This is a genomic window from Pseudomonas sp. GZD-222 (genome assembly GCF_049310525.1).
Lineage (GTDB): Bacteria > Pseudomonadota > Gammaproteobacteria > Pseudomonadales > Pseudomonadaceae > Aquipseudomonas.
In genome coordinates, this window is the sequence record NZ_JBMOWO010000112.1 from 1 (window position 1) to 21,015 (window position 21,015).

Here is a 21,015-nt window from a genome sequence, read left to right on the forward strand (position 1 = left end):
GGGGGTTTTTTGTATCCAGGGCGGGGCTCCTCGCGCGTCCCGTCCCGGCGACCCCCCCCCCCGCTCCTACTGTCACAAAAAACAAAACCCGGAGCCCCATCACAGGCTCCGGGTTTTATCTGTTACCCGAATTTCAGTTGCCGATCATCGATCAGTGGAACTGCTCTTCTTCAGTCGAGCCGGTCAGTGCGGTAACCGAAGACTTGCCACCCTGGATCACGGTGGTCATGTCGTCGAAGTAACCGGTGCCGACTTCCTGCTGGTGGGCCACGAAGGTGTAGCCTTTCGAGGCGTCAGCGAACTCTTGCTCTTGCAGTTTCACGTAGGCGGTCATGTCGTTGCGGGCGTAGTCGTGCGCCAGGTTGAACATGCCGTGCCACATGTTGTGAATACCCGCCAGGGTGATGAACTGGTGCTTGTAACCCATGGCCGACAGTTCGCGCTGGAACTTGGCGATGGTCGCGTCGTCCAGGTTCTTCTTCCAGTTGAAGGAAGGCGAGCAGTTGTAGGACAGGATCTGGTCCGGGTATTCCTTCTTGATCGCTTCGGCGAAGCGACGGGCTTCGTCCAGGTCCGGCTTGGCGGTTTCGCACCAGATCAGATCGGCGTAAGGAGCGTAGGCCAGGCCGCGGGCAATGGCTTGGTCCAGACCGGCACGCACCTTGTAGAAACCTTCCTGAGTACGCTCGCCGACCACGAATGGCTGGTCGTACGGGTCGCAGTCGCTGGTCAGCAGGTCAGCGGCGTTGGCGTCGGTACGGGCCAGGATGATGGTCGGTACGCCGGCAACGTCGGCTGCCAGACGGGCAGCGTTGAGCTTCTGTACGGCTTCCTGGGTTGGAACCAGTACTTTGCCGCCCATGTGGCCGCATTTTTTCACCGAGGCCAGCTGGTCTTCGAAGTGAACGCCGGCGGCGCCTGCTTCGATCATGTTCTTCATCAGTTCGTAGGCGTTCAGTACGCCGCCGAAACCGGCTTCAGCGTCAGCCACGATTGGAGCGAAGTAGTCGATGTAGCCGTCATCACCTGGGTTCTTGCCGGCTTTCCACTGGATCTGGTCAGCACGACGGAACGAGTTGTTGATGCGCTTGACCACGGTTGGAACCGAATCCACCGGGTACAGCGACTGGTCTGGGTACATGGACTCGGCCGAGTTGTTGTCGGCAGCCACTTGCCAGCCGGACAGGTAGATAGCCTGGATACCGGCTTTAACCTGTTGTACAGCCTGGCCGCCGGTCAGGGCGCCCATGCAGTTGACGAAATCTTTTTCCGGGCGGAAGGACGGGTGTGCGCCCTGGGTGACCAGCTTCCACAGCTTCTCGGCACCCATGCGGGCCAGGGTGTGCTCAGGCTGGACCGAGCCACGCAGACGTACGACATCAGCGGCGGTGTAGGTACGGGTCACGCCTTTCCAGCGCGGGTTTTCGGCCCAGTCTTTTTCGAGGGCTGCAATTTGCTGTTCGCGTGTCAGTGCCATGGAAATAAACCTCGTCGCATCGGTCTTGGAATAAATTCTCGCTCACACAGCGCAGATCAGAAGCCTGGCGTAAGTCATGTTCAGCGAAATATGCGACGGTCGAACGATGGGGCTCGAAGAGGGGAAGTGAGCAGGCGTGGGCGAGGTGTTCGCTGCAGGGTGGCTCGTGGTTGCCGAGCTGCAGTGACAGTGCTGCCGGGTGCCTCTTGATGCGCTTCCGTCCCTCGGGACAACTTCGTTCCAGTCGCAATCTCGTCAAACTGCCTTGTGGGCTGTACAGACACGGGCCGGCTCAAGTGGGTAGGTTAGAGCGCGGCTCGAAGGCCCTTGCCAGGGCCTCTGATTAGCGGGAGCGGGGCCATCATGCCTTTACCAAATGTGGTCGTCAAATGTTTTGTAGTGCTTTTTTATCACCACTACATCTTTTGTCTAATACGACCCATCAGTCAGTTCCAAGGCCGTTGGTCGAGGCCTTGATTTGCCTGGGTTCAGTCCAAAGCGTCGACTTTTACCCGCAAAGTCATGTTCTCGCCGCGCTGAGTGCTGTAAGTGAGGGCAGAAGCGCTGCGATCGGACTGACTCTGCTGATTGACACCGGCCAGGGTGATCCATTCGCCAAGCTTGCCGCTGACCTTTGTGTCGGTACTTTGTACCTTCACTACATCGGGACGCTCCTGGCTCATCCGGTCATTGTTGGTACTGATGGCCAGGTGCACGGTGTCGCCCGTGACACTGGCAGTGACGTAGAAGCCCTGGGTGACGTTGCGGTATTCGGTGTCGCTTTGCAGTCGGCCAAAGCCATCTGTGCTGGTGCTGGTAATCGGGATGCTCTGGCCGACCTGGATCAGTGCGGGACTGCCTTCGCTGGCCTGTACCTGCTGCATACCGCCTTCACGGTTGGCAGTGCCGTAGTGGATGACCCGGGCATTGCCGCGGTTGTCCTGGAAATTGCTGTCGTTGTTGTCGACGCTGATCAGCAGCCTGCGCGGCGCGGTGTCCAGTTGCTGCAGCAGGGTGCGCAGGTCGTCGATCTTTTTCGGCTCGGCATTGACGATCAGCTTGTTCTCAAAGGCGCTGACGCTGCCTTCCTTGCCGATGAAGGATTGCGCGGTGGGGAGGATTTCGGCGCTGGTGCGGTTACTCAGTGGCAGCACTTCGATGGCGGCCAGCGCACTCAGGCTGAACGACAGAAGCAGGGAGGCGAGAAGGGGGCGTAGCGGCATGTCCATGATCTCCGCGGGTGGAGCGGACATGATGGCAAATTTGTAGGGGTTTTGCTGGCCTCATCGCGGGGGGGGGCGGGCACCCACACCACACAAGAGAAAAGAACATGCGCCACACCATGATCTCCGCGGGTGGAGCGGACATGATGGCAAATTTGTAGGGGTTTTGCTTGCCCCGCGATGGCTTATCAGGCCAGTTCGCGCGACTCGCGAACCATGTCCACGTGCGGGATGCCCGCTTCGAGGAATTCCTCGCTGACCACCTTGAAACCAAGGCGCTCGTAGAACGGCGTGGCTTGAACCTGGGCGCTGAGCATCTGCTGCTTGAGGTCACGGTTCTGCGCTTCGACGATAACCGCCTGCATGAGTGCATCGCCGACTTTCAGGCCGCGCCAGTCCTTGAGTACCGACACCCGGCCGATCTGACCGTCGGCCAGCAGGCGGGCGGTACCGATGGCGTAGTCACCTTCCATCGCGAGGAAATGCACGGCGCTGTTGTCGTCGGCATCCCACTCCAGCTCTGGCGGTACGCATTGCTCGGCAATGAATACCGCTTCGCGAATGCGGCGGATATCGGCGTTGTCTTTGTGCCAGTCGGCGAGGCGAACTCGAATCTTATTCATTGGCAAACCCCAAGCTTCCTTGTTTGACCAGTTCGCAGATCAAGGTAATGCCTTGATCGCTTTCAAGCCACTGCTCAAGGTTTTCGATATGCAACGCGTCGGCGGCGCAGATCAGTTTCAGCAGTTCGCGCAGCTCGCCCGGCAGCAGACGGCTCTGGCCGCTGGCGAACAACAGCAGGTTGTCATCGACTTCCGACCAGGCCAGGCGCGCGCTCGGGTTGCGGATCAGGATTGCACCCTGGGCCAGGCTTTCGATCAGTTCCGCTTCGTCCAGCGGCTCGCCACTGACCATCTCTGGGTAACGTGGCTCGGTCATGAACTGGCCGAACCAGGTCAGCAGCAGGCGTTCGTCACCCATGTGCTCGGTCAGCAGGCTCTTCAGGCGGCCCAGGGCGTCGTGCTGGATCTGGTGCGGGTCGCTGACCGGCTGGGCGTCAGCGTCGGTGTAGCGCTCTTCGTCGGGCAGGAACTGGCTGAGGAAGTCGGTGAAGTGGGTCAGAACTTCGGCTGCGCTTGGTGCGCGGAAACCCACCGAGTACGTCATGCAGTCGTCTTCGGCAACGCCGAAATGCGCCAGGCGCGGTGGCAGGTAGAGCATGTCGCCCGGTTCCAGGGTCCACTCGTCGCTCTGCTCGAATTCAGCCAGGATGCGCAGGTCGGCATGCTCGATCAGCGGGCTGTCGCTGTCGCAGACCTGACCGATCTTCCAGTTGCGCTTGCCCTGGCCTTGCAGCAGGAATACATCGTAGTTGTCGAAGTGCGGACCGACGCTGCCACCCGGGGCGGCGAAGCTGATCATCACGTCATCGATGCGCCAGCTCGGCAGGAAGCGGAAGTGCTCCAGCAGCTCGTGAACCTCTGGAACAAACTGATCCACGGCTTGTACCAGCAGTGTCCAGTCGCGCTCGGGCAGGGTGCTGAAGGTGTCTTCCTCGAACGGGCCGCGACGCATCTCCCACGGACGCTCGCCATGTTCGATAACCAGACGCGACTCGACTTCTTCTTCCAGGGCCAGGCCGGCCAGTTCGTCGGCGTCGATCGGGCTTTCGAAGTCCGGAAAGGCCTGGCGTACCAGCAGAGGTTTTTTCTGCCAGTAGTCGCGCATGAATTCGCGGGCAGTAAGGCCGCCCAGAAGCTGCAGAGGAGTATCAGGATTCATGTGTAACCTATTGAAAAAAAGTAATTTTCTTTCGGTAATAAAAACGCCCGGCTGAGCCGGGCGTTTACGCGCAGGGCGCAGATCAGATGCGTTTGGCTTGAGCCGCAGCGTTACCGATGTAAGAGGCTGGGGTCAGCTTTTTCAGTTCTTCGCGCGCTTCGGCCGGCATGTCCAAGCCATCGATGAAGGTCAGCAGCACGTCCGGGCTGATGCCTTTACCACGGGTCAGCTCTTTGAGCTTCTCGTAGGGGTTCTCGATGTCGTAGCGACGCATGACAGTCTGGATTGGCTCGGCCAGCACTTCCCAGCAAGCGTCCAGGTCTTCGGCAATGCGCGCCTGGTTGATTTCCAGTTTGCTGATGCCCTTGAGGCTGGCCTCGTAGGCAATCACGCTGTGGGCGAAACCAACGCCCAGGTTGCGCAGCACGGTGGAGTCGGTCAGGTCGCGCTGCCAGCGCGAGATCGGCAACTTGCTGGCCAGGTGCTGGAACAGTGCGTTGGCGATACCCAGGTTGCCTTCGGAGTTTTCGAAGTCGATCGGGTTTACCTTGTGAGGCATGGTCGAAGAGCCGATTTCACCTGCGATGGTGCGCTGCTTGAAGTAGCCCAGGGAAATGTAGCCCCAGATATCGCGGTCGAAGTCGATCAGGATGGTGTTGAAGCGGGCAATCGCGTCGAACAGCTCGGCGATGTAGTCGTGCGGTTCGATCTGCGTGGTGTACGGGTTGAACACCAGGCCCAGCTCGTCTTCGATGAAAGCGCGGGCGTTGGCTTCCCAGTCGATCTGCGGGTAGGCCGACAGGTGGGCGTTGTAGTTGCCCACGGCACCGTTGATCTTGCCCAGCAGCGGCACGGCGGCAACCTGAGCGATCTGACGCTCCAGACGGTAGACAACGTTGGCCAGCTCTTTACCCAGGGTGGTCGGCGAAGCCGGTTGGCCGTGGGTGCGCGACAGCATCGGTACGTCGGCGAAGCGATGGGCCAGTTCACGGATGGCCTGAGCGATCTGGCGCATCAGTGGCAGCAGCACGTCGTCACGGCCGGCGCGCAGCATCAGGGCGTGAGACAGGTTGTTGATGTCTTCACTGGTGCAGGCGAAGTGGATGAACTCGCTGACCTTGGCCAGTTCTGGCAGCTTGGCAGCCTGCTCTTTGAGCAGGTACTCGATGGCTTTGACGTCGTGGTTGGTGGTGCGCTCGATTTCTTTCACGCGCTCGGCGTGCTCGAGAGCGAACTCATCGGCCAGGCCATTGAGCAGCGCGTTGGCTTCAGCGGAAAACGCTGGAACTTCAGGAACTTGCGGATGAGCGGCGAGGCGTTGCAACCAGCGCACCTCAACCAGGGCGCGGAAACGGATCAGGCCGTATTCGCTGAAAATAGGGCGCAGGGCCTGGGTTTTGCCGGCATAACGGCCGTCAACAGGGGAAACCGCAGTGAGCGAGGAAAGCTGCATGGGGTGTTCTCGGACAGTCAGGCTTTGAAGAGGGCGCATATCATACATGAAAAACGCGCCCGGGTCGGGTGGCTGACAAATGGTCTGCCGGTAAATCTGTGGCTTTATCGCGGGGCAAGCCCGCTCCCACAAGTATGAGGTGACTCTGTGGGAGCGGGCTTGCCCCGCGATAGCTTTGTCAGCCACGCAACATTGGATACAGCTCTTTAAGCAGTTTGCGCCGGCTGACCACCAGCTGCCAGCGATGTCCGCCCAGCTGGCGCCACAGGCGCGCCGCGCGAATACCGGCCAGTAGCAGGGCGCGGATTTTCGACGCGTTGCTCGGCTGCTGCAGGTGGCGCATGTCGCCGTGGACCTGGATGCGTTGGCGCAGGGTGCTCAGGGTGTCCTGATACAGCGCGCCGCTGGAGGCAATCACATTTTCGTGGACCAGGCCGAAATGCTCGGCCTGGGACTGGATCTGTGGCAGACGATTGCCGATTACATCAAGCATGTCGCCGCGCTTGGCCAGTTGGCGTTCAAGGCCCAGCATCGACAGTGCGTAGCGCAGTGGCTCGCGCTGCAGGCTGCCCGGATCACGCTCCAGGGCACTGGCCAGGGCGCGGTAGCCGTCGCGCAGATTGAGATCGTCACCGCCGAATACTTCCAGGGTGTTTTGCGGATCACGCACCAGCAGGCTGCCGAGCATGCAGCCCAGGTTCGCCTCGCTGGCCTGGCCGGTACGGGCAATGCGGTCAACCAGTACGGCGGCCTGGAACACGCCGCCCAGTGCAATCAACTGCTCTTGGATCGAGCTCATCAGTGCGCGCTCCACGGCTCGGCCGTCTCGATCACGCCGCCGCCCAGGCAGATTTCACCGTCATAGAACACTACCGACTGGCCTGGGGTTACGGCCCGTTGCGGCTCGTCGAATACTGCGCGGTAGCCGCTGGCGGTCAGTTCCAGGGTGCAGTCCTGATCGCTCTGGCGATAGCGTACCTTGGCGGTCAGGCGGCGCGGGCTGGACAGGTCGATCGGGTTGACCCAGAAAATTTCCGAGGCCAGCAAGGCGCGGGAGAACAGCCATGGATGCTCATTGCCCTGGCCAACGACCAGCACGTTGCGGTCGAGGTCTTTTTCCAGCACGTACCACGGCTCGTCACCGGCGTCCTTGAGGCCGCCGATGCCCAGGCCCTGGCGCTGGCCGATGGTGTGGTACATCAGGCCGTGATGGCGGCCGATCACTTCGCCGTCGGTGGTCTGGATTTCACCGGGCTGCGCTGGCAGATACTGCTTGAGGAAGTCGCTGAAGCGGCGCTCGCCAATAAAGCAGATACCGGTGGAGTCTTTCTTCTTCGCCGTGGCCAGGCCATGTTTCTCGGCGATGGCGCGTACTTCAGGCTTTTCCAGTTCGCCTACCGGGAACAGGGTGCGGGCGATTTCCTTGCCGCCGACGGCGTGCAGGAAGTAGCTCTGGTCCTTGTTCGGGTCCAGGCCTTTGAGCAGTTCAGTGCGGCCGTCGGTGTCGCGGCGGCGCACGTAGTGGCCGGTAGCGATCAGGTCGGCGCCGAGCATCATGGCGTAGTCGAGGAACGCCTTGAACTTGATTTCACGGTTGCACAGGATGTCCGGGTTCGGCGTGCGACCGGCCTTGTATTCGGCCAGAAAGTGTTCGAAGACGTTGTCCCAGTATTCGGCGGCGAAGTTGGCGGTATGCAGCTTGATGCCAATGCGGTCGCACACGGCCTGAGCATCGGCCAGGTCTTCGCGGGCGGTGCAGTATTCGGTGCCGTCGTCCTCTTCCCAGTTCTTCATGAACAGGCCTTCCACCTGGTAGCCCTGCTCCATCAGCAGGAGGGCGGAGACGGAAGAATCCACGCCGCCGGACATGCCGACAATAACGCGTGTCTTTTCGGGTTCGTAAAGTGCTGGACTGGTCATAGGTACCGGCTGTGTATCTGGAAAAAGACAACGATTCTATCAGGCTGCGGGCCTCAAGGCATCGTCGCTGTCAGTCGCGAATCAATGCCAGGCTGTGCAGCGGCCCGGTCAGGTAGTCGTCGATGCAGCGTGGCACCAGCTCGCTGCGCCAGCGCTCGGGGTTGGCCAGCAGCTCGTCACGGGTCAGCCACACGGCGCGCACGATGTCGCTGTCCAGCGTGCGCTCGGAGTGGTGTTTGAGCGGGCGGGCGGCGAAGCACACACGCTGATAGGTCACGCCGTTGCTGGGCGCTGTATAGAGGTAGATGCCGACGACGCCGGTCAGTTCGACTTCCCAGGCGGTTTCTTCGAGGGTTTCGCGGCGGGCGGCGTCGAGGAGGCTCTCGTTGGCCTCCAGGTGGCCGGCGGGCTGGTTGAAGACGTGCTTGCCAGCCTTGAATTCTTCGACCATGAGGAAGCGCCCCTGGTCTTCGACGATGGTGGCGACGGTGATGTGGGGTTGCCAGGTCATTCGGATAGCCCTGTGTTGTTTTGGTGAGATCCATCGCGGGGGGAGAACACCCCCCCCCAAAAAGGTTGGGGGGGGGGTTTTCCCCTATGGGAGCCCACGAGGAAAAACCCCTCCCCCAGCGTGGCTTGGGGGATCCCCCCCCCCCCGCGATGGATCCCGGAAAAGCGAAAGCCCCGGTGCGTGGCCGGGGCTTCCGTTGTTACGTCAAGCGAACCTTACAGGGCGGCAACCGCGCTGTTGAAGGTCTGGCTTGGGCGCATCACTTTGCTGGTCAGCTCGGCATCCGGGTAGTAGTAACCACCGATTTCAGCCGGCTTGCCCTGAACGGCGTTGAGTTCGGCGACGATGGTCGCCTCGTTCTCGGCCAGGGCTTTTGCCAGTGGGGCGAAGCGCGCTTGCAGGGCAGCGTCGTCGCTCTGGGCAGCCAGGGCCTGGGCCCAGTACAGGGTCAGGTAGAAGTGGCTGCCACGGTTGTCGATACCGCCGACCTTGCGCGCAGGGGACTTGTTGGTGTCCAGGAACTGGCCGGTGGCCTGGTCCAGGGTCGCCGCCAGTACCTTGGCTTTCGGGTTGGCGTAGGCAGTGCCCAGGTGCTCCAGGGAGGCGGCCAGGGCGAGGAACTCACCCAGCGAATCCCAGCGCAGGAAGTTCTCTTCGACCAGCTGCTGCACGTGTTTCGGGGCCGAGCCGCCGGCGCCGGTTTCGAACAGGCCGCCGTTGTTCATCAGCGGTACGATCGACAGCATCTTGGCGCTGGTGCCCAGCTCCATGATCGGGAACAGGTCGGTCAGGTAGTCGCGCAGTACGTTGCCGGTCACCGAGATGGTGTCCTGGCCCGCACGGATGCGCTGCAGGGAAACCTTCATGGCCTCGACAGGCGACAGGACACGGATGTCCAGGCCAGCGGTGTCGTGGTCTTTCAGGTACTTCTGGACCTTCTCGATCAGCACGCCGTCGTGGGCACGCTGCGGGTCGAGCCAGAACAGTGCCGGGGTGTTGCTGGCACGGGCGCGGTTGACGGCCAGTTTGACCCAGTCCTGGATCGGCGCGTCTTTGGTCTGGCACATGCGGAAGATGTCACCGGCTTCGACTTCCTGCGACAGGACCAGGTTGCCCTTGCCGTCAACCACGCGGATGACGCCGTCGGCCTTGGCCTGGAAGGTCTTGTCGTGCGAGCCGTACTCTTCGGCTTTCTGCGCCATCAGGCCAACGTTCGGAACGCTGCCCATGGTGGTCGGATCGAAGGCGCCGTGTTGCTTGCAGTCTTCGATAACGGCCTGGTAGATGGTTGCGTAGCAACGATCCGGGATCACGGCCTTGGTGTCTTGCAGCTGGCCTTCGGTGTTCCACATCTTGCCCGAGTCGCGGATCATCGCCGGCATCGAGGCGTCGACGATAACGTCGCTTGGCACGTGCAGGTTGGTGATGCCCTTGTCGGAGTTGACCATGGCAAGTGCCGGGCGCACGTCGTAGACGGCTTTGACGTCAGCTTCGATCTGCGCTTGCTGCTCGGCTGGCAGGGCCTTGATACGGGCGTACAGGTCGCCGATACCGTTGTTCAGGTTGAAACCGATCTCTTCCAGTACTGCGGCGTGCTTGTTCAGCGCGTCCTGGTAGTACTCGGCAACGATCTGGCCAAACATGATCGGGTCGGAGACTTTCATCATGGTCGCTTTCAGGTGTACCGACAGCAGTACGCCCTTGGCTTTGGCATCTTCGATTTCAGCGGCGATGAACTTACGCAGCGCTTTGGTGCTCATGACCGCGCAGTCGATGATTTCACCGGCCTTGACCGAGGTCTTTTCTTTCAGGACGGTGGTGTTGCCGTTCTTGTCCAGCAGTTCGATGCGCAGGCTGTCATCGGCGTCGATCAGTGCAGCTTTTTCGCTACCGTAGAAGTCGCCCTGGCTCATGTGGGCCACGTGGGACTTGGAGTCGGCAGCCCAGGCGCCCATCTTGTGCGGGTGCTTGCGTGCGTAGTTCTTGACCGACAGCGGTGCGCGGCGGTCGGAGTTGCCTTCACGCAGAACCGGGTTTACGGCGCTGCCCTTGATGCGGTCGTAGCGAGCCTTGGCTTCTTTCTCGGCATCGCTGGCGGCGGCTTCAGGGTAGTCGGGAACGTTGAAGCCCTTGGCTTGCAGTTCCTTGATCGCGGCCTTGAGCTGCGGTACCGAGGCGCTGATGTTCGGCAGCTTGATGATGTTGGCTTCTGGCGTGGTTGCCAGTTGGCCCAGTTCTGCCAGGTGGTCGGCCACTTGCTTGTCGGCGCCGAGCTGTTCAGGGAAGGCAGAAAGGATGCGGCCGGCCAGAGAGATGTCCCGGGTTTCTACGGCGATGTCGGCGCAAGCGGTGAAGGCTTCGACGATGGGGAGCAGTGAATAGGTGGCGAGGGCAGGGGCTTCGTCGGTGAAGGTGTAGATGATCTTGGATCGGGTGGGCATATTCGGGTTAACTCTCTGTTTTGCTGAGCGTGCGCAGAATCTCGAAGTGCGCAGGGTAGGCGCTTCGCTCAGACACATCTATGAGCAGAAGGTCGAGGGTTCTGTGCAGTGATGGTGGATTGCATCAGTCGAGTGTCAAACGGCTGAACTGCGGTAACAGCCCAGTCTGGTCGGGGTTGAATGACGGTTCGCCCCAGTGACCCTTTGGTCACCGGCGGAGTATATCAAATCCTTGCTCGTAATCATCAAGGTCAACGTGTAACAGCGCCTTTTTTAGACCAAAGATGTAGGTGTGCGAGCTCCAATTTGGTGCATTCGCAGCCATGGTTCCCGTTGCCGTGCATCTGGGGTACGCTCTGGGGATCCAGATGACGTACCACACCAAAAAAAACGGAGTGCAGCATGGGATACCAGAAAATCAAGGTTCCGGCAGTCGGCGACAAAATCACCGTCAATGCGGACCATTCTCTCAATGTTCCTGATAATCCGATCATCCCGTTCATCGAAGGCGACGGCATTGGCGTAGACGTCAGTCCCGTCATGATCAAAGTGGTCGATGCTGCTGTAGAGAAAGCCTATGGGGGCAAGCGCAAGATTTCCTGGATGGAAGTCTACGCCGGTGAAAAAGCCACCCAGGTGTATGACCAGGATACCTGGCTGCCCCAGGAAACCCTGGATGCGGTCAAAGATTACGTCGTCTCCATCAAAGGCCCGCTGACCACTCCGGTCGGTGGGGGTATTCGCTCCCTGAACGTGGCCCTGCGCCAGCAACTGGACCTGTATGTCTGCCTGCGTCCGGTGGTGTGGTTCCAGGGTGTGCCAAGTCCGGTGAAAAAGCCGGGTGATGTCGACATGGTGATCTTCCGTGAGAACTCCGAAGACATTTATGCCGGTATCGAATGGAAGGCCGGTTCGCCTGAAGCGACCAAGGTCATCAAGTTCCTGAAAGAAGAAATGGGCGTCACCAAGATCCGTTTCGACCAGGACTGCGGTATCGGCATCAAGCCGGTCTCCAAAGAAGGCACCCAGCGTCTGGTGCGCAAGGCCCTGCAGTACGTAGTGGACAACGACCGCAAGTCGCTGACCATCGTGCACAAGGGCAACATCATGAAATTCACCGAAGGTGCCTTCAAGGACTGGGGCTACGAGATCGCCAAGAACGAATTCGGTGCCGAGCTGCTCGATGGCGGTCCATGGATGAAGTTCAAGAACCCGAAAACCGGCCGCGAAGTCATCGTCAAGGACGCCATCGCCGACGCCATGCTTCAGCAGATCCTGCTGCGCCCGGCGGAATACGATGTGATTGCCACCCTCAACCTCAACGGTGACTACCTCTCCGACGCCCTGGCGGCAGAAGTGGGGGGTATCGGTATTGCGCCGGGTGCCAACCTGTCCGACACCGTGGCCATGTTCGAGGCTACCCACGGTACCGCGCCGAAATACGCCGGCAAGGACCAGGTCAACCCGGGGTCGGTGATTCTCTCGGCCGAGATGATGCTGCGCCACCTGGGCTGGACCGAGGCGGCTGACCTGATCATCAAGGGCACCAACGGGGCCATCGCTGCCAAGACCGTGACCTATGACTTCGAGCGTCTGATGGACGGCGCGACACTGGTCAGCAGCTCCGGCTTCGGTGATGCACTGATCAAGCATATGTAAGCGGGTAAATAAATAAAAAGCCGGCCCGTTCATAACAACGGGCCGGCTTTTTTTTATGTGCGTTGGCGGTCAGGCGGTAACGGTAGTAGTTGGCGCGGGTGCCGGATCGGTGGTTGCGGCTTTCAGCCCGGTGATTTTCACCGCGTGCAACCCCTTTGGCCCCTGGATGATCTCAAAGCTGACGGCTTGTCCGGCCTTCAGGGTTTTATAACCGTCCATCTCGATAGCCGAGTAGTGGGCGAAGAGGTCTTCGCTTTTCCCCTCTTCATTGATGAATCCATAGCCCTTGGCATTGTTGAACCACTTGACTTTACCGCTTGCCATCCTCATATCCCTCTGCAAAGGACTCCATCACTGGAGTATCATCCACTCCATCCGCATATGAACCTGCGAAAATTCTGGTTGACTGCGCGGATCTTTATCGACCACGGTGGGTTCTTATTGGTTGTAACACCGTTTTGCCGATAGTCAAGGTGAGGTGACGGCTATCCCGCGTCACCTGTGCGGTCAATCCATTATCCAACCTGTCGAAATGATGAAATTCTTTCCATGCATGCACATAGCCAGATTCGACTAACATTCAATCAGGATCGCCCGCAATCGCATGAGGACGATGGTTCTGGCCTGGCGGTACAGGAGGCCAAACCGGCCCTGCAGGCGCCACCCATGTACAAGGTGGTTTTGTTCAACGATGACTACACACCGATGGATTTCGTCGTCGAAGTGCTCGAGGTGTTTTTTAACCTGAATCGCGAGCTGGCGACCAAGGTCATGCTGGCCGTCCATACAGAAGGACGGGCAGTATGCGGATTGTTTACCCGTGACATCGCCGAGACCAAGGCCATGCAGGTCAACCAATACGCAAGGGAAAGCCAGCATCCGCTACTCTGTGAAATCGAGAAGGACGGTTAATCGCCGGCCACTTGGGTATGAGGTGAAGCTATGTTAAACCGCGAGCTCGAAGTCACCCTCAATCTGGCCTTCAAGGAGGCACGCTCGAAACGTCATGAGTTCATGACCGTCGAGCACCTGCTGCTGGCACTATTGGATAATGAGGCCGCCGCGACCGTTCTGCGCGCCTGCGGCGCGAACCTCGACAAACTCAAACACGACCTGCAGGAGTTCATTGACTCCACCACGCCGTTGATCCCCGTCCATGACGAAGATCGTGAAACCCAGCCAACCCTGGGCTTTCAGCGGGTGTTGCAGCGCGCAGTATTCCATGTCCAGAGCTCGGGTAAGCGTGAAGTCACCGGCGCCAATGTGCTGGTAGCGATTTTCAGCGAACAGGAAAGCCAGGCTGTGTTTCTGCTGAAACAGCAGAGCGTGGCACGCATCGACGTGGTCAACTACATCGCCCATGGCATCTCCAAGGTGCCGGGTCATGGCGATCACTCCGAAGGCGAGCAGGATATGCAGGACGAGGAGGGTGGCGAGACTTCATCGTCGGGCAATCCTCTGGACGCCTATGCCAGCAACCTCAACGAGCAGGCACGTCAAGGTCGTATCGACCCACTGGTCGGTCGCGAGCTGGAAGTGGAGCGCGTAGCGCAGATTCTCGCGCGTCGGCGCAAGAACAACCCGTTGCTGGTTGGTGAAGCCGGTGTCGGCAAGACGGCGATTGCCGAAGGTCTGGCCAAGCGTATTGTCGATGGCCAGGTCCCTGATCTGCTGGCGCAAAGCGTGGTCTACTCCCTGGATCTGGGTGCTTTGCTGGCTGGTACCAAGTACCGCGGCGACTTCGAAAAACGCTTCAAGGCGTTGCTCAACGAGTTGCGCAAACGTCCGCAGGCAATCCTGTTTATCGACGAAATTCACACCATTATCGGTGCGGGCGCGGCCTCCGGTGGCGTCATGGATGCCTCCAACCTGCTCAAGCCGCTGCTGTCTTCGGGTGATATCCGTTGCATCGGTTCGACCACCTTCCAGGAGTTCCGTGGGATCTTCGAGAAGGACCGTGCACTGGCAAGACGCTTCCAGAAAGTCGATGTCAGCGAGCCGTCGGTGGAAGATACCGTAGGGATCCTGCGTGGTCTCAAGGGGCGCTTCGAGTCCCATCACAATATCGAGTACAGCGATGAGGCCCTGCGCGCCGCTGCTGAGCTCGCAGCCCGCTACATCAATGATCGGCACATGCCTGACAAGGCTATCGATGTGATCGATGAAGCCGGTGCCTATCAGCGCCTGCAGCCGGTGGAAATGCGCGTCAAGCGCATTGATGTGCCGCAAGTTGAGGACATTGTCGCGAAAATCGCGCGGATTCCGCCAAAACACGTCACCAGTTCCGACAAGGAGCTGCTGCGTAATCTTGAGCGTGATCTGAAGCTGACCGTGTTTGGTCAGGACGCGGCGATCGATTCGCTGGCAACTGCGATCAAGCTGTCGCGTGCCGGCCTGAAGTCACCTGACAAACCTGTCGGTTCGTTCCTGTTCGCAGGGCCTACCGGCGTCGGTAAAACCGAAGCGGCGCGCCAGTTGGCCAAGGCCCTGGGTGTCGAGCTGGTGCGTTTCGACATGTCCGAGTACATGGAGCGTCATACCGTATCGCGTTTGATCGGTGCGCCTCCGGGCTATGTCGGGTTCGACCAGGGCGGTTTGCTCACCGAAGCCATCACCAAGCAACCGCATTGCGTATTGCTGCTCGATGAAATCGAGAAGGCCCATCCGGAAGTCTTCAACCTGCTGCTGCAGGTGATGGACCACGGTACCCTGACCGACAACAACGGGCGCAAGGCGGACTTCCGTAACGTCATCGTGATCATGACCACCAACGCCGGTGCTGAGACTGCTGCGCGAGCCTCGATTGGCTTTACTCAACAGGATCACTCTTCCGACGCTATGGAAGTGATCAAGAAAAGTTTCACGCCGGAGTTCCGCAACCGTCTGGACACCATTATCCAGTTTGGTCGCCTGAACCACGAAGTGATCAAGAGTGTGGTGGACAAGTTCCTTACCGAGCTGCAGGCGCAACTGGAAGACAAGCGCGTTCTGCTGGAGGTGAGCGATGCGGCGCGCAGCTGGCTGGCGGCGGGTGGTTACGATGCGCAGATGGGCGCGCGGCCAATGGCGCGGCTGATCCAGGACAAGATCAAGCGGCCACTGGCCGAAGAGATCCTGTTCGGCGAGCTGGCCGAGCATGGCGGTGTGGTGCACATCGACATTCGCGATGGCGAGCTGGTGTTCGAGTTCGAGACCACGGCTGAGATGGCGTAACGTTAATCGCGGCGCAAGCCCGCTCCCACAGGTAGATGCAAGTAACCTGGTGGGAGCGGGCTTGCCCCGCGATGCTTCTAAACCGCCAACAAAAACGCCCGGCATATAGCCGGGCGTTTTTGTTGGTGTCGCTTAGCGGGCGCGGTAGGTGATGCGCCCCTTGCTCAGGTCGTAAGGCGTCAGTTCGACGCGGACCTTGTCACCGGTCAGAATACGAATGTAGTTCTTGCGCATTTTTCCGGAGATATGCGCGGTAACGACGTGCCCATTTTCCAACTCCACACGGAACATGGTGTTGGGCAGGGTGTCGACGACAGTGCCTTCCATTTCGAAGCTGTCTTCTTTCGACATGCAGTAAAGCCCTCGGTGTCCAGTTAATGGCCCGGTGCACGACTGCGCCAGGCAAAAAAAGTGGCGTGCATTGTGCCCAAAAAATGGATTTTAAGCCAATGATTTCAGTTCAGGCTTACCCAGCGCTGATTGATCAGCAGCTCAATGGGGCGGTACTGGGTCTTGTAGTTCATCTTTTTGCAGTTTTTGATCCAGTAGCCGAGGTAGACCGCGTCCAGTCCCAGGCGCAGGGCTTCGGTGATCTGCCAGAGGATGGCAAAGCGGCCAAGGCTGCGGCGCTCTTCGTCGGGTTCGTAGAAGGTGTACACCGCCGATAAGCCATTGGGCAGCAAGTCGGTGACTGCCACGGCAACCAGGCGGTCTTCGAGGCGAAACTCGTAGAAGCGTGAAAACGGCAGGTCGCGGACCAGGAAGGTGGCGAACTGGTCGCGGCTCGGCGGGTACATGTCGCCGTCGGCGTGGCGCTGTTCGATGTAGCGCCGGTACAGCTCAAAGTACTCCTCCTTGAACGCCGGGCGAGCAGCGCTGACAGTCAGGTCGGCATTGCGCTTGAGAATGCGCTTCTGCTGGCGGTTGGGCAAAAAGCGCGCAGCCGGAATCCGCGCCGGCACGCAGGCGTTGCAGTTCTGGCAGTGCGGGCGATACAGGTGGTCGCCGCTGCGCCGGAAGCCCATTTCCGACAGGTCTGCATAGACATTCACATCCATCGGCTGGCTCGGGTCGAGAAACAGCGTGGTGGCTTGTTCGTCTGGCAGGTAGCTGCAGGAATGGGGTTGAGTGGCATAAAACTTCAACCGCGCCAGCTCTGTCATGATCAACCCCTCGGGAGGTGCTTTAGATTTAAGTGTAAGCCAGCTGGAAAAACTCGCTAGCAAACCCAGCTGGCGCTGTTGGGTTGGTCGAGGTAGCGCTGCAGATAATCGGCAAAGGTTGCCCGGGCAATGGCCCGGGCGCCCAGGCTGTGCAGATGATCCGTCGGCATCTGGCAATCAATCAGGACAAAACCGGCTTGCTGCAAGTGCTCGACAAGGGTCACGAAGCCGACCTTGGAGGCGTTGTCGGCGCGGCTGAACATCGACTCACCGAAAAACAGCCGGCCCATGGCCAGGCCGTACAGGCCGCCGACCAGTTCACCGTCCTGACGCACCTCGACCGAATGGGCGAAACCCTGTTGATGCAGTTTGAGGTAAGCGGCCTGCATGCTGTCGGTGATCCAGGTGCCGTCGGCGTAGTCGCGGGGGGCGGCGCAGGCGGCGATTACCGCGGCAAAGTCCTGGTCGAAGCTGACCTGGTAGCGGCCCTGGCGAATGAATTTGCGCAACGAGCGTGACACATGCAGTTCGTCGGGAAACAGCACGGTGCGCGGGTCGGGCGACCACCAGAGGATCGGCTGGCCGTCCTGGTACCAGGGGAAGCAGCCGTGGCGGTAGGCCTGTACCAGGCGCTCGGCACTGAGGTCGCCGCCGGCGGCAAGCAGGCCGTTGGGGTCGCGCATGGCTTTATCCAGCGCAGGGAATGTCAGGGAATCGCGGCTCAACCAGGTCAGCATCGTCGTTCAATGGCGGAGGAGGGGAGGGGGGGCAGCATTGCCTGAAACAGCATCGCGGGGCAAGCCCGCTCCCACAGGCTCGTACTGCTAAAGCAACTTGCTCAGGCGTTTGTTGTCACACTTGTACAAAAACACCGCATAAGCCTTTGTCACAAAAGAAAATGCGTGCTCAAATTGAGATATAGGAAATTGGCCCCCGTTTACGCGTGTTTCTGGCGTGCCGCCATGGCGGCAGGCGGGCAGTAATGTTAAAAGTAGTGGTTTATTGGCTGTTCAATCAGGCCAATCACTGTTGGACGCGCATTGAGCGCAGGAATAGACGCGTTTTGAAGAAATCCACCGCAACATCGAATCCCTTGCCTGTGCCACAGTGGCGCCAGCAACTGCATTATCGCCTCAAGGAAGGCGCGCTGATTGCCATGGGGGCGCTGTGCCTGTACCTGTGGATGGCGTTGCTGACCTACGACCAGGCCGACCCGGGCTTCAGCCACACCAGCAACGTCGAGCAGGTGCAGAATGCTGCCGGTCGTGCCGGTGCCTACTTCGCCGACGTCCTGTTCATGGTGCTGGGCTATTTCGCCTATATCTTCCCGCTGCTGCTGGCGATCAAGACCTGGCAGATCTTCCGCGAGCGTCACCAGCCCTGGCAGTGGAGCGGCTGGTTGTTCTCCTGGCGCCTGATCGGCCTGGTGTTCCTGGTGCTGTCGGGCGCGGCGCTGGCGCATATTCATTTCCATTCCGCCGCCAGCCTGCCAGCTTCGGCCGGTGGCGCGCTGGGCGAAAGCCTCGGTGACCTGGCCAAGAACGCCCTGAACGTACAGGGCAGCACCCTGATGTTCATCGCCCTGTTCCTGTTCGGCCTGACCGTGTTTACCGACCTGTCGTGGTTCAAGGTCATGGACGTCACCGGCAAGATCACCCTTGATCTGTTCGAGCTGTTCCAGGGCGCCGCCAATCGCTGGTGGGCCGCACGCAACGAGCGCAAGCGCCTGGTGGCGCAGCTGCGTGAGGTCGACGACCAGGTGCAGGAGGTGGTTGCTCCGGTGGTATCGGACCGTCGTGAACAAGCCAAGGCCAAGGAGCGCATCATCGAGCGTGACCAGGCCCTGAGCAAGCATGTGGCCGAACGCGCGCAGCAGCCTGCTCCGCTGATCATGCCGGCCCCGGCCAAAGTGCCTGAGCCGAGCAAGCGCGTGCAGAAAGAAAAGCAGGCGCCGCTGTTTGTTGACAGCGCCATCGAAGGCACCTTGCCGCCGATCTCGATCCTCGATCCCGCCGAGAAGAAGCAGGTCAATTACTCGCCTGAGTCGCTGGCCGGTGTCGGTCACCTGCTGGAAATCAAGCTCAAGGAGTTTGGTGTCGAAGTCTCGGTAGACTCCATCCATCCCGGGCCGGTGATCACCCGTTACGAAATCCAGCCGGCCGCTGGCGTCAAGGTCAGCCGTATCGCCAACCTGGCAAAAGACCTGGCCCGCTCCCTGGCTGTGACCAGCGTGCGTGTGGTTGAAGTGATTCCCGGCAAAACCACCGTCGGTATCGAGATCCCGAACGAAGACCGGCAGATCGTGCGCTTCTCCGAAGTGCTGTCGTCGCCGCAATACGACGAAGCCAAATCGCCGGTGACCATGGCCCTGGGGCATGACATCGGTGGCAAGCCGGTAATTACTGACCTGGCCAAGATGCCGCACCTGCTGGTGGCGGGTACTACCGGTTCCGGTAAGTCGGTGGGGGTCAACGCCATGATCCTGTCGATCCTGTTCAAGTCTGGCCCGGAAGACGCCAAGCTGATCATGATCGACCCGAAAATGCTTGAACTGTCGATCTACGAAGGCATTCCGCACCTGCTGTGCCCTGTGGTCACCGACATGAAGGACGCTGCCAACGCCCTGCGCTGGAGCGTTGCCGAGATGGAGCGGCGCTACAAGCTGATGGCGGCCATGGGCGTGCGTAACCTGGCGGGCTTCAACCGCAAGGTGAAAGACGCCGAAGAAGCTGGCGAGCCGATCTACGACCCGATGTTCAAGCGCGAAAGCATGGACGACGTGCCGCCGCTGCTGAAAACCCTGCCGACCATCGTGGTGGTGGTCGACGAATTTGCCGACATGATGATGATCGTCGGCAAGAAGGTCGAAGAGCTGATCGCCCGTATCGCCCAGAAGGCCCGTGCCGCGGGTATCCACCTGATTCTCGCGACCCAGCGGCCATCGGTGGACGTTATCACCGGTCTGATCAAGGCCAACATCCCGACCCGTATGGCCTTCCAGGTATCGAGCAAGATCGACTCGCGAACCATCATCGACCAGGGTGGCGCCGAGCAATTGCTCGGGCACGGTGACATGCTCTACATGCCGCCAGGCACCAGCCTGCCGATCCGTGTACATGGCGCCTTCGTGTCCGACGAAGAGGTCCATCGCGTGGTCGAGGCGTGGAAGCTGCGTGGCGCTCCGGACTACAACGACGACATCCTCAACGGTGTCGAAGAGGCCGGTAGCGGCTTCGACGGTGGTGGCGGCGGTGACAGCGATGATGCTGAAACCGACGCGCTGTACGATGAAGCCGTACAATTCGTGCTGGAAAGCCGCCGCGCTTCCATCTCCGCCGTGCAGCGCAAGCTGAAAATCGGCTACAACCGCGCCGCGCGCATGATCGAGTCAATGGAAATGGCCGGTGTAGTCACCGCCATGAACACCAACGGCTCACGCGAAGTGATCGCCCCCGGGCCGTCCCGCGACTGATGAACTACCTAGCCTGTGGCCAGTGACGGCCACAGGCCCATTCTTACTGCAACGAGGATTGCCATGCGCCTGATTCGCATGATGTTGGTTTCCGCTTTGACCCTGTCCAGCGCTTCGGTATTCGCCGGCGAGCAGGATGTGTCGCGCTTGACCCAGTTGCTGGAAAAGTCGAAGACCATCGAAGCCCGTTTCTCCCAGCTGACCCTGGACGCCAGTGGCACCAGCCTGCAGGAGACGGCCGGGCAGATGTCGGTTCAACGCCCCGGCCTGTTCTACTGGCACACCGATGCTCCGCAGGAACAGGTGGTGGTTTCGGACGGCAAGACGGTCACCCTGTGGGACCCGGACCTGGAGCAGGCGACCATCAAGAAGCTCGACCAGCGCCTGACCGAGACCCCGGCACTGCTGCTGTCGGGCGATGTATCGAAGATCAGCCAGAGTTTCGATATCACCGCCAAAGAGCAGGGCGACGTGGTGGATTTCACCCTCAAGCCGAAAACCAAGGACACCCTGTTCGACTCGTTGCGTCTTTCCTTCCGCAAAGGTCTGGTCAATGACATGCAACTGATCGACAGCGTCGGCCAGCGTACTAACATTCTGTTCACCGGGGTCAAAGCCAACGAGGCAATCCCGGCGAGCAAGTTCAAGTTTGATATCCCCAAAGGCGCGGATGTCATTTCCGAGTAAGAGGTAGTAGCGCC

General features: G+C 60.1%; 18 protein-coding genes. 5 read left to right on the forward strand and 13 right to left on the reverse strand.

Going from position 1 to position 21,015, the window contains the following annotated elements:
- Positions 1-151: 151 nt before the first annotated feature.
- The 9 genes from aceA to ACO6VD_RS20900 all read right to left on the reverse strand — a co-directional run bounded on the left by aceA (position 152) and on the right by ACO6VD_RS20900 (position 10,807).
- Complete coding sequence (aceA, locus tag ACO6VD_RS20860) at positions 152-1,477, reverse strand: isocitrate lyase (RefSeq protein ID WP_400169981.1); 1,326 nt, start codon at positions 1,475-1,477, stop codon at positions 152-154.
- Positions 1,478-1,965: 488 nt separating this feature from the next.
- Complete coding sequence (locus ACO6VD_RS20865; RefSeq protein ID WP_422421783.1) at positions 1,966-2,700, reverse strand: secretin N-terminal domain-containing protein; 735 nt, start codon at positions 2,698-2,700, stop codon at positions 1,966-1,968.
- Between the two features lie 188 nt (positions 2,701-2,888).
- Positions 2,889-3,323, reverse strand: a complete 435-nt coding sequence (locus tag ACO6VD_RS20870) for a GNAT family N-acetyltransferase (protein WP_038612808.1) — start codon at positions 3,321-3,323, stop codon at positions 2,889-2,891.
- The gene (locus tag ACO6VD_RS20875; RefSeq protein WP_422421785.1) at positions 3,316-4,482 is read right to left on the reverse strand and encodes a JmjC domain-containing protein; all 1,167 of its coding nucleotides are present in this window, start codon (positions 4,480-4,482) and stop codon (positions 3,316-3,318) included. Before ACO6VD_RS20875 ends, ACO6VD_RS20870 begins: the two co-directional genes overlap by 8 nt.
- A gap of 82 nt (positions 4,483-4,564) precedes the next feature.
- The gene (gene purB / locus ACO6VD_RS20880) at positions 4,565-5,935 is read right to left on the reverse strand and encodes an adenylosuccinate lyase (protein WP_422421787.1); all 1,371 of its coding nucleotides are present in this window, start codon (positions 5,933-5,935) and stop codon (positions 4,565-4,567) included.
- A 178-nt stretch (positions 5,936-6,113) separates the two neighbouring features.
- Positions 6,114-6,734: a high frequency lysogenization protein HflD gene (gene hflD, locus ACO6VD_RS20885; protein WP_422421789.1), complete on the reverse strand. Its 621-nt coding sequence runs from the start codon at positions 6,732-6,734 to the stop codon at positions 6,114-6,116.
- Positions 6,734-7,855, reverse strand: a complete 1,122-nt coding sequence (mnmA, locus tag ACO6VD_RS20890) for a tRNA 2-thiouridine(34) synthase MnmA (protein WP_400169976.1) — start codon at positions 7,853-7,855, stop codon at positions 6,734-6,736. Before mnmA ends, hflD begins: the two co-directional genes overlap by 1 nt.
- Positions 7,856-7,925: 70 nt before the next feature.
- Positions 7,926-8,366 carry an NUDIX hydrolase gene (locus tag ACO6VD_RS20895; RefSeq protein WP_422421791.1) on the reverse strand — a complete coding sequence of 147 codons (441 nt, stop codon included), beginning with the start codon at positions 8,364-8,366 and terminating at the stop codon, positions 7,926-7,928.
- Positions 8,367-8,581: 215 nt separating this feature from the next.
- Complete coding sequence (locus ACO6VD_RS20900; RefSeq protein ID WP_422421793.1) at positions 8,582-10,807, reverse strand: NADP-dependent isocitrate dehydrogenase; 2,226 nt, start codon at positions 10,805-10,807, stop codon at positions 8,582-8,584.
- Between the two features lie 402 nt (positions 10,808-11,209).
- Between ACO6VD_RS20900 and icd the strand changes: the two genes are divergently transcribed.
- Positions 11,210-12,466, forward strand: a complete 1,257-nt coding sequence (gene icd / locus ACO6VD_RS20905; RefSeq protein WP_038612798.1) for an NADP-dependent isocitrate dehydrogenase — start codon at positions 11,210-11,212, stop codon at positions 12,464-12,466.
- A gap of 69 nt (positions 12,467-12,535) precedes the next feature.
- On the opposite strand, the gene cspD is transcribed toward icd, so the two are convergent.
- Positions 12,536-12,790 carry a cold shock domain-containing protein CspD gene (cspD, locus tag ACO6VD_RS20910; protein ID WP_422421795.1) on the reverse strand — a complete coding sequence of 85 codons (255 nt, stop codon included), beginning with the start codon at positions 12,788-12,790 and terminating at the stop codon, positions 12,536-12,538.
- A gap of 225 nt (positions 12,791-13,015) precedes the next feature.
- On the opposite strand from cspD, the gene clpS reads away from it, so the two are divergent.
- Together clpS and clpA are read left to right on the forward strand one after the other, a co-directional pair.
- Positions 13,016-13,378, forward strand: a complete 363-nt coding sequence (clpS, locus tag ACO6VD_RS20915) for an ATP-dependent Clp protease adapter ClpS (protein WP_009400967.1) — start codon at positions 13,016-13,018, stop codon at positions 13,376-13,378.
- A 30-nt stretch (positions 13,379-13,408) separates the two neighbouring features.
- Positions 13,409-15,679 (forward strand): ATP-dependent Clp protease ATP-binding subunit ClpA, encoded by a 2,271-nt coding sequence (clpA, locus tag ACO6VD_RS20920; RefSeq protein WP_400171817.1) that lies wholly within the window; start codon positions 13,409-13,411, stop codon positions 15,677-15,679.
- Positions 15,680-15,811: 132 nt separating this feature from the next.
- Here clpA and infA read toward each other — a convergent pair whose 3' ends face one another.
- The 3 genes from infA to aat all read right to left on the reverse strand — a co-directional run bounded on the left by infA (position 15,812) and on the right by aat (position 17,579).
- Positions 15,812-16,030 carry a translation initiation factor IF-1 gene (gene infA, locus ACO6VD_RS20925; protein WP_002553999.1) on the reverse strand — a complete coding sequence of 73 codons (219 nt, stop codon included), beginning with the start codon at positions 16,028-16,030 and terminating at the stop codon, positions 15,812-15,814.
- 104 nt (positions 16,031-16,134) lie between these two features.
- Positions 16,135-16,842, reverse strand: coding sequence for an arginyltransferase (locus ACO6VD_RS20930; RefSeq protein WP_422421798.1), 708 nt, complete (start codon positions 16,840-16,842; stop codon positions 16,135-16,137).
- Between the two features lie 56 nt (positions 16,843-16,898).
- Positions 16,899-17,579 (reverse strand): leucyl/phenylalanyl-tRNA--protein transferase, encoded by a 681-nt coding sequence (gene aat, locus ACO6VD_RS20935; protein ID WP_422421799.1) that lies wholly within the window; start codon positions 17,577-17,579, stop codon positions 16,899-16,901.
- Between the two features lie 326 nt (positions 17,580-17,905).
- Between aat and ftsK the strand changes: the two genes are divergently transcribed.
- Positions 17,906-20,314 (forward strand): DNA translocase FtsK, encoded by a 2,409-nt coding sequence (gene ftsK / locus ACO6VD_RS20940; protein WP_422421801.1) that lies wholly within the window; start codon positions 17,906-17,908, stop codon positions 20,312-20,314.
- A gap of 63 nt (positions 20,315-20,377) precedes the next feature.
- Positions 20,378-21,001, forward strand: a complete 624-nt coding sequence (gene lolA, locus ACO6VD_RS20945; RefSeq protein ID WP_400171822.1) for an outer membrane lipoprotein chaperone LolA — start codon at positions 20,378-20,380, stop codon at positions 20,999-21,001.
- The last annotated feature ends 14 nt before the right edge of the window (positions 21,002-21,015 follow it).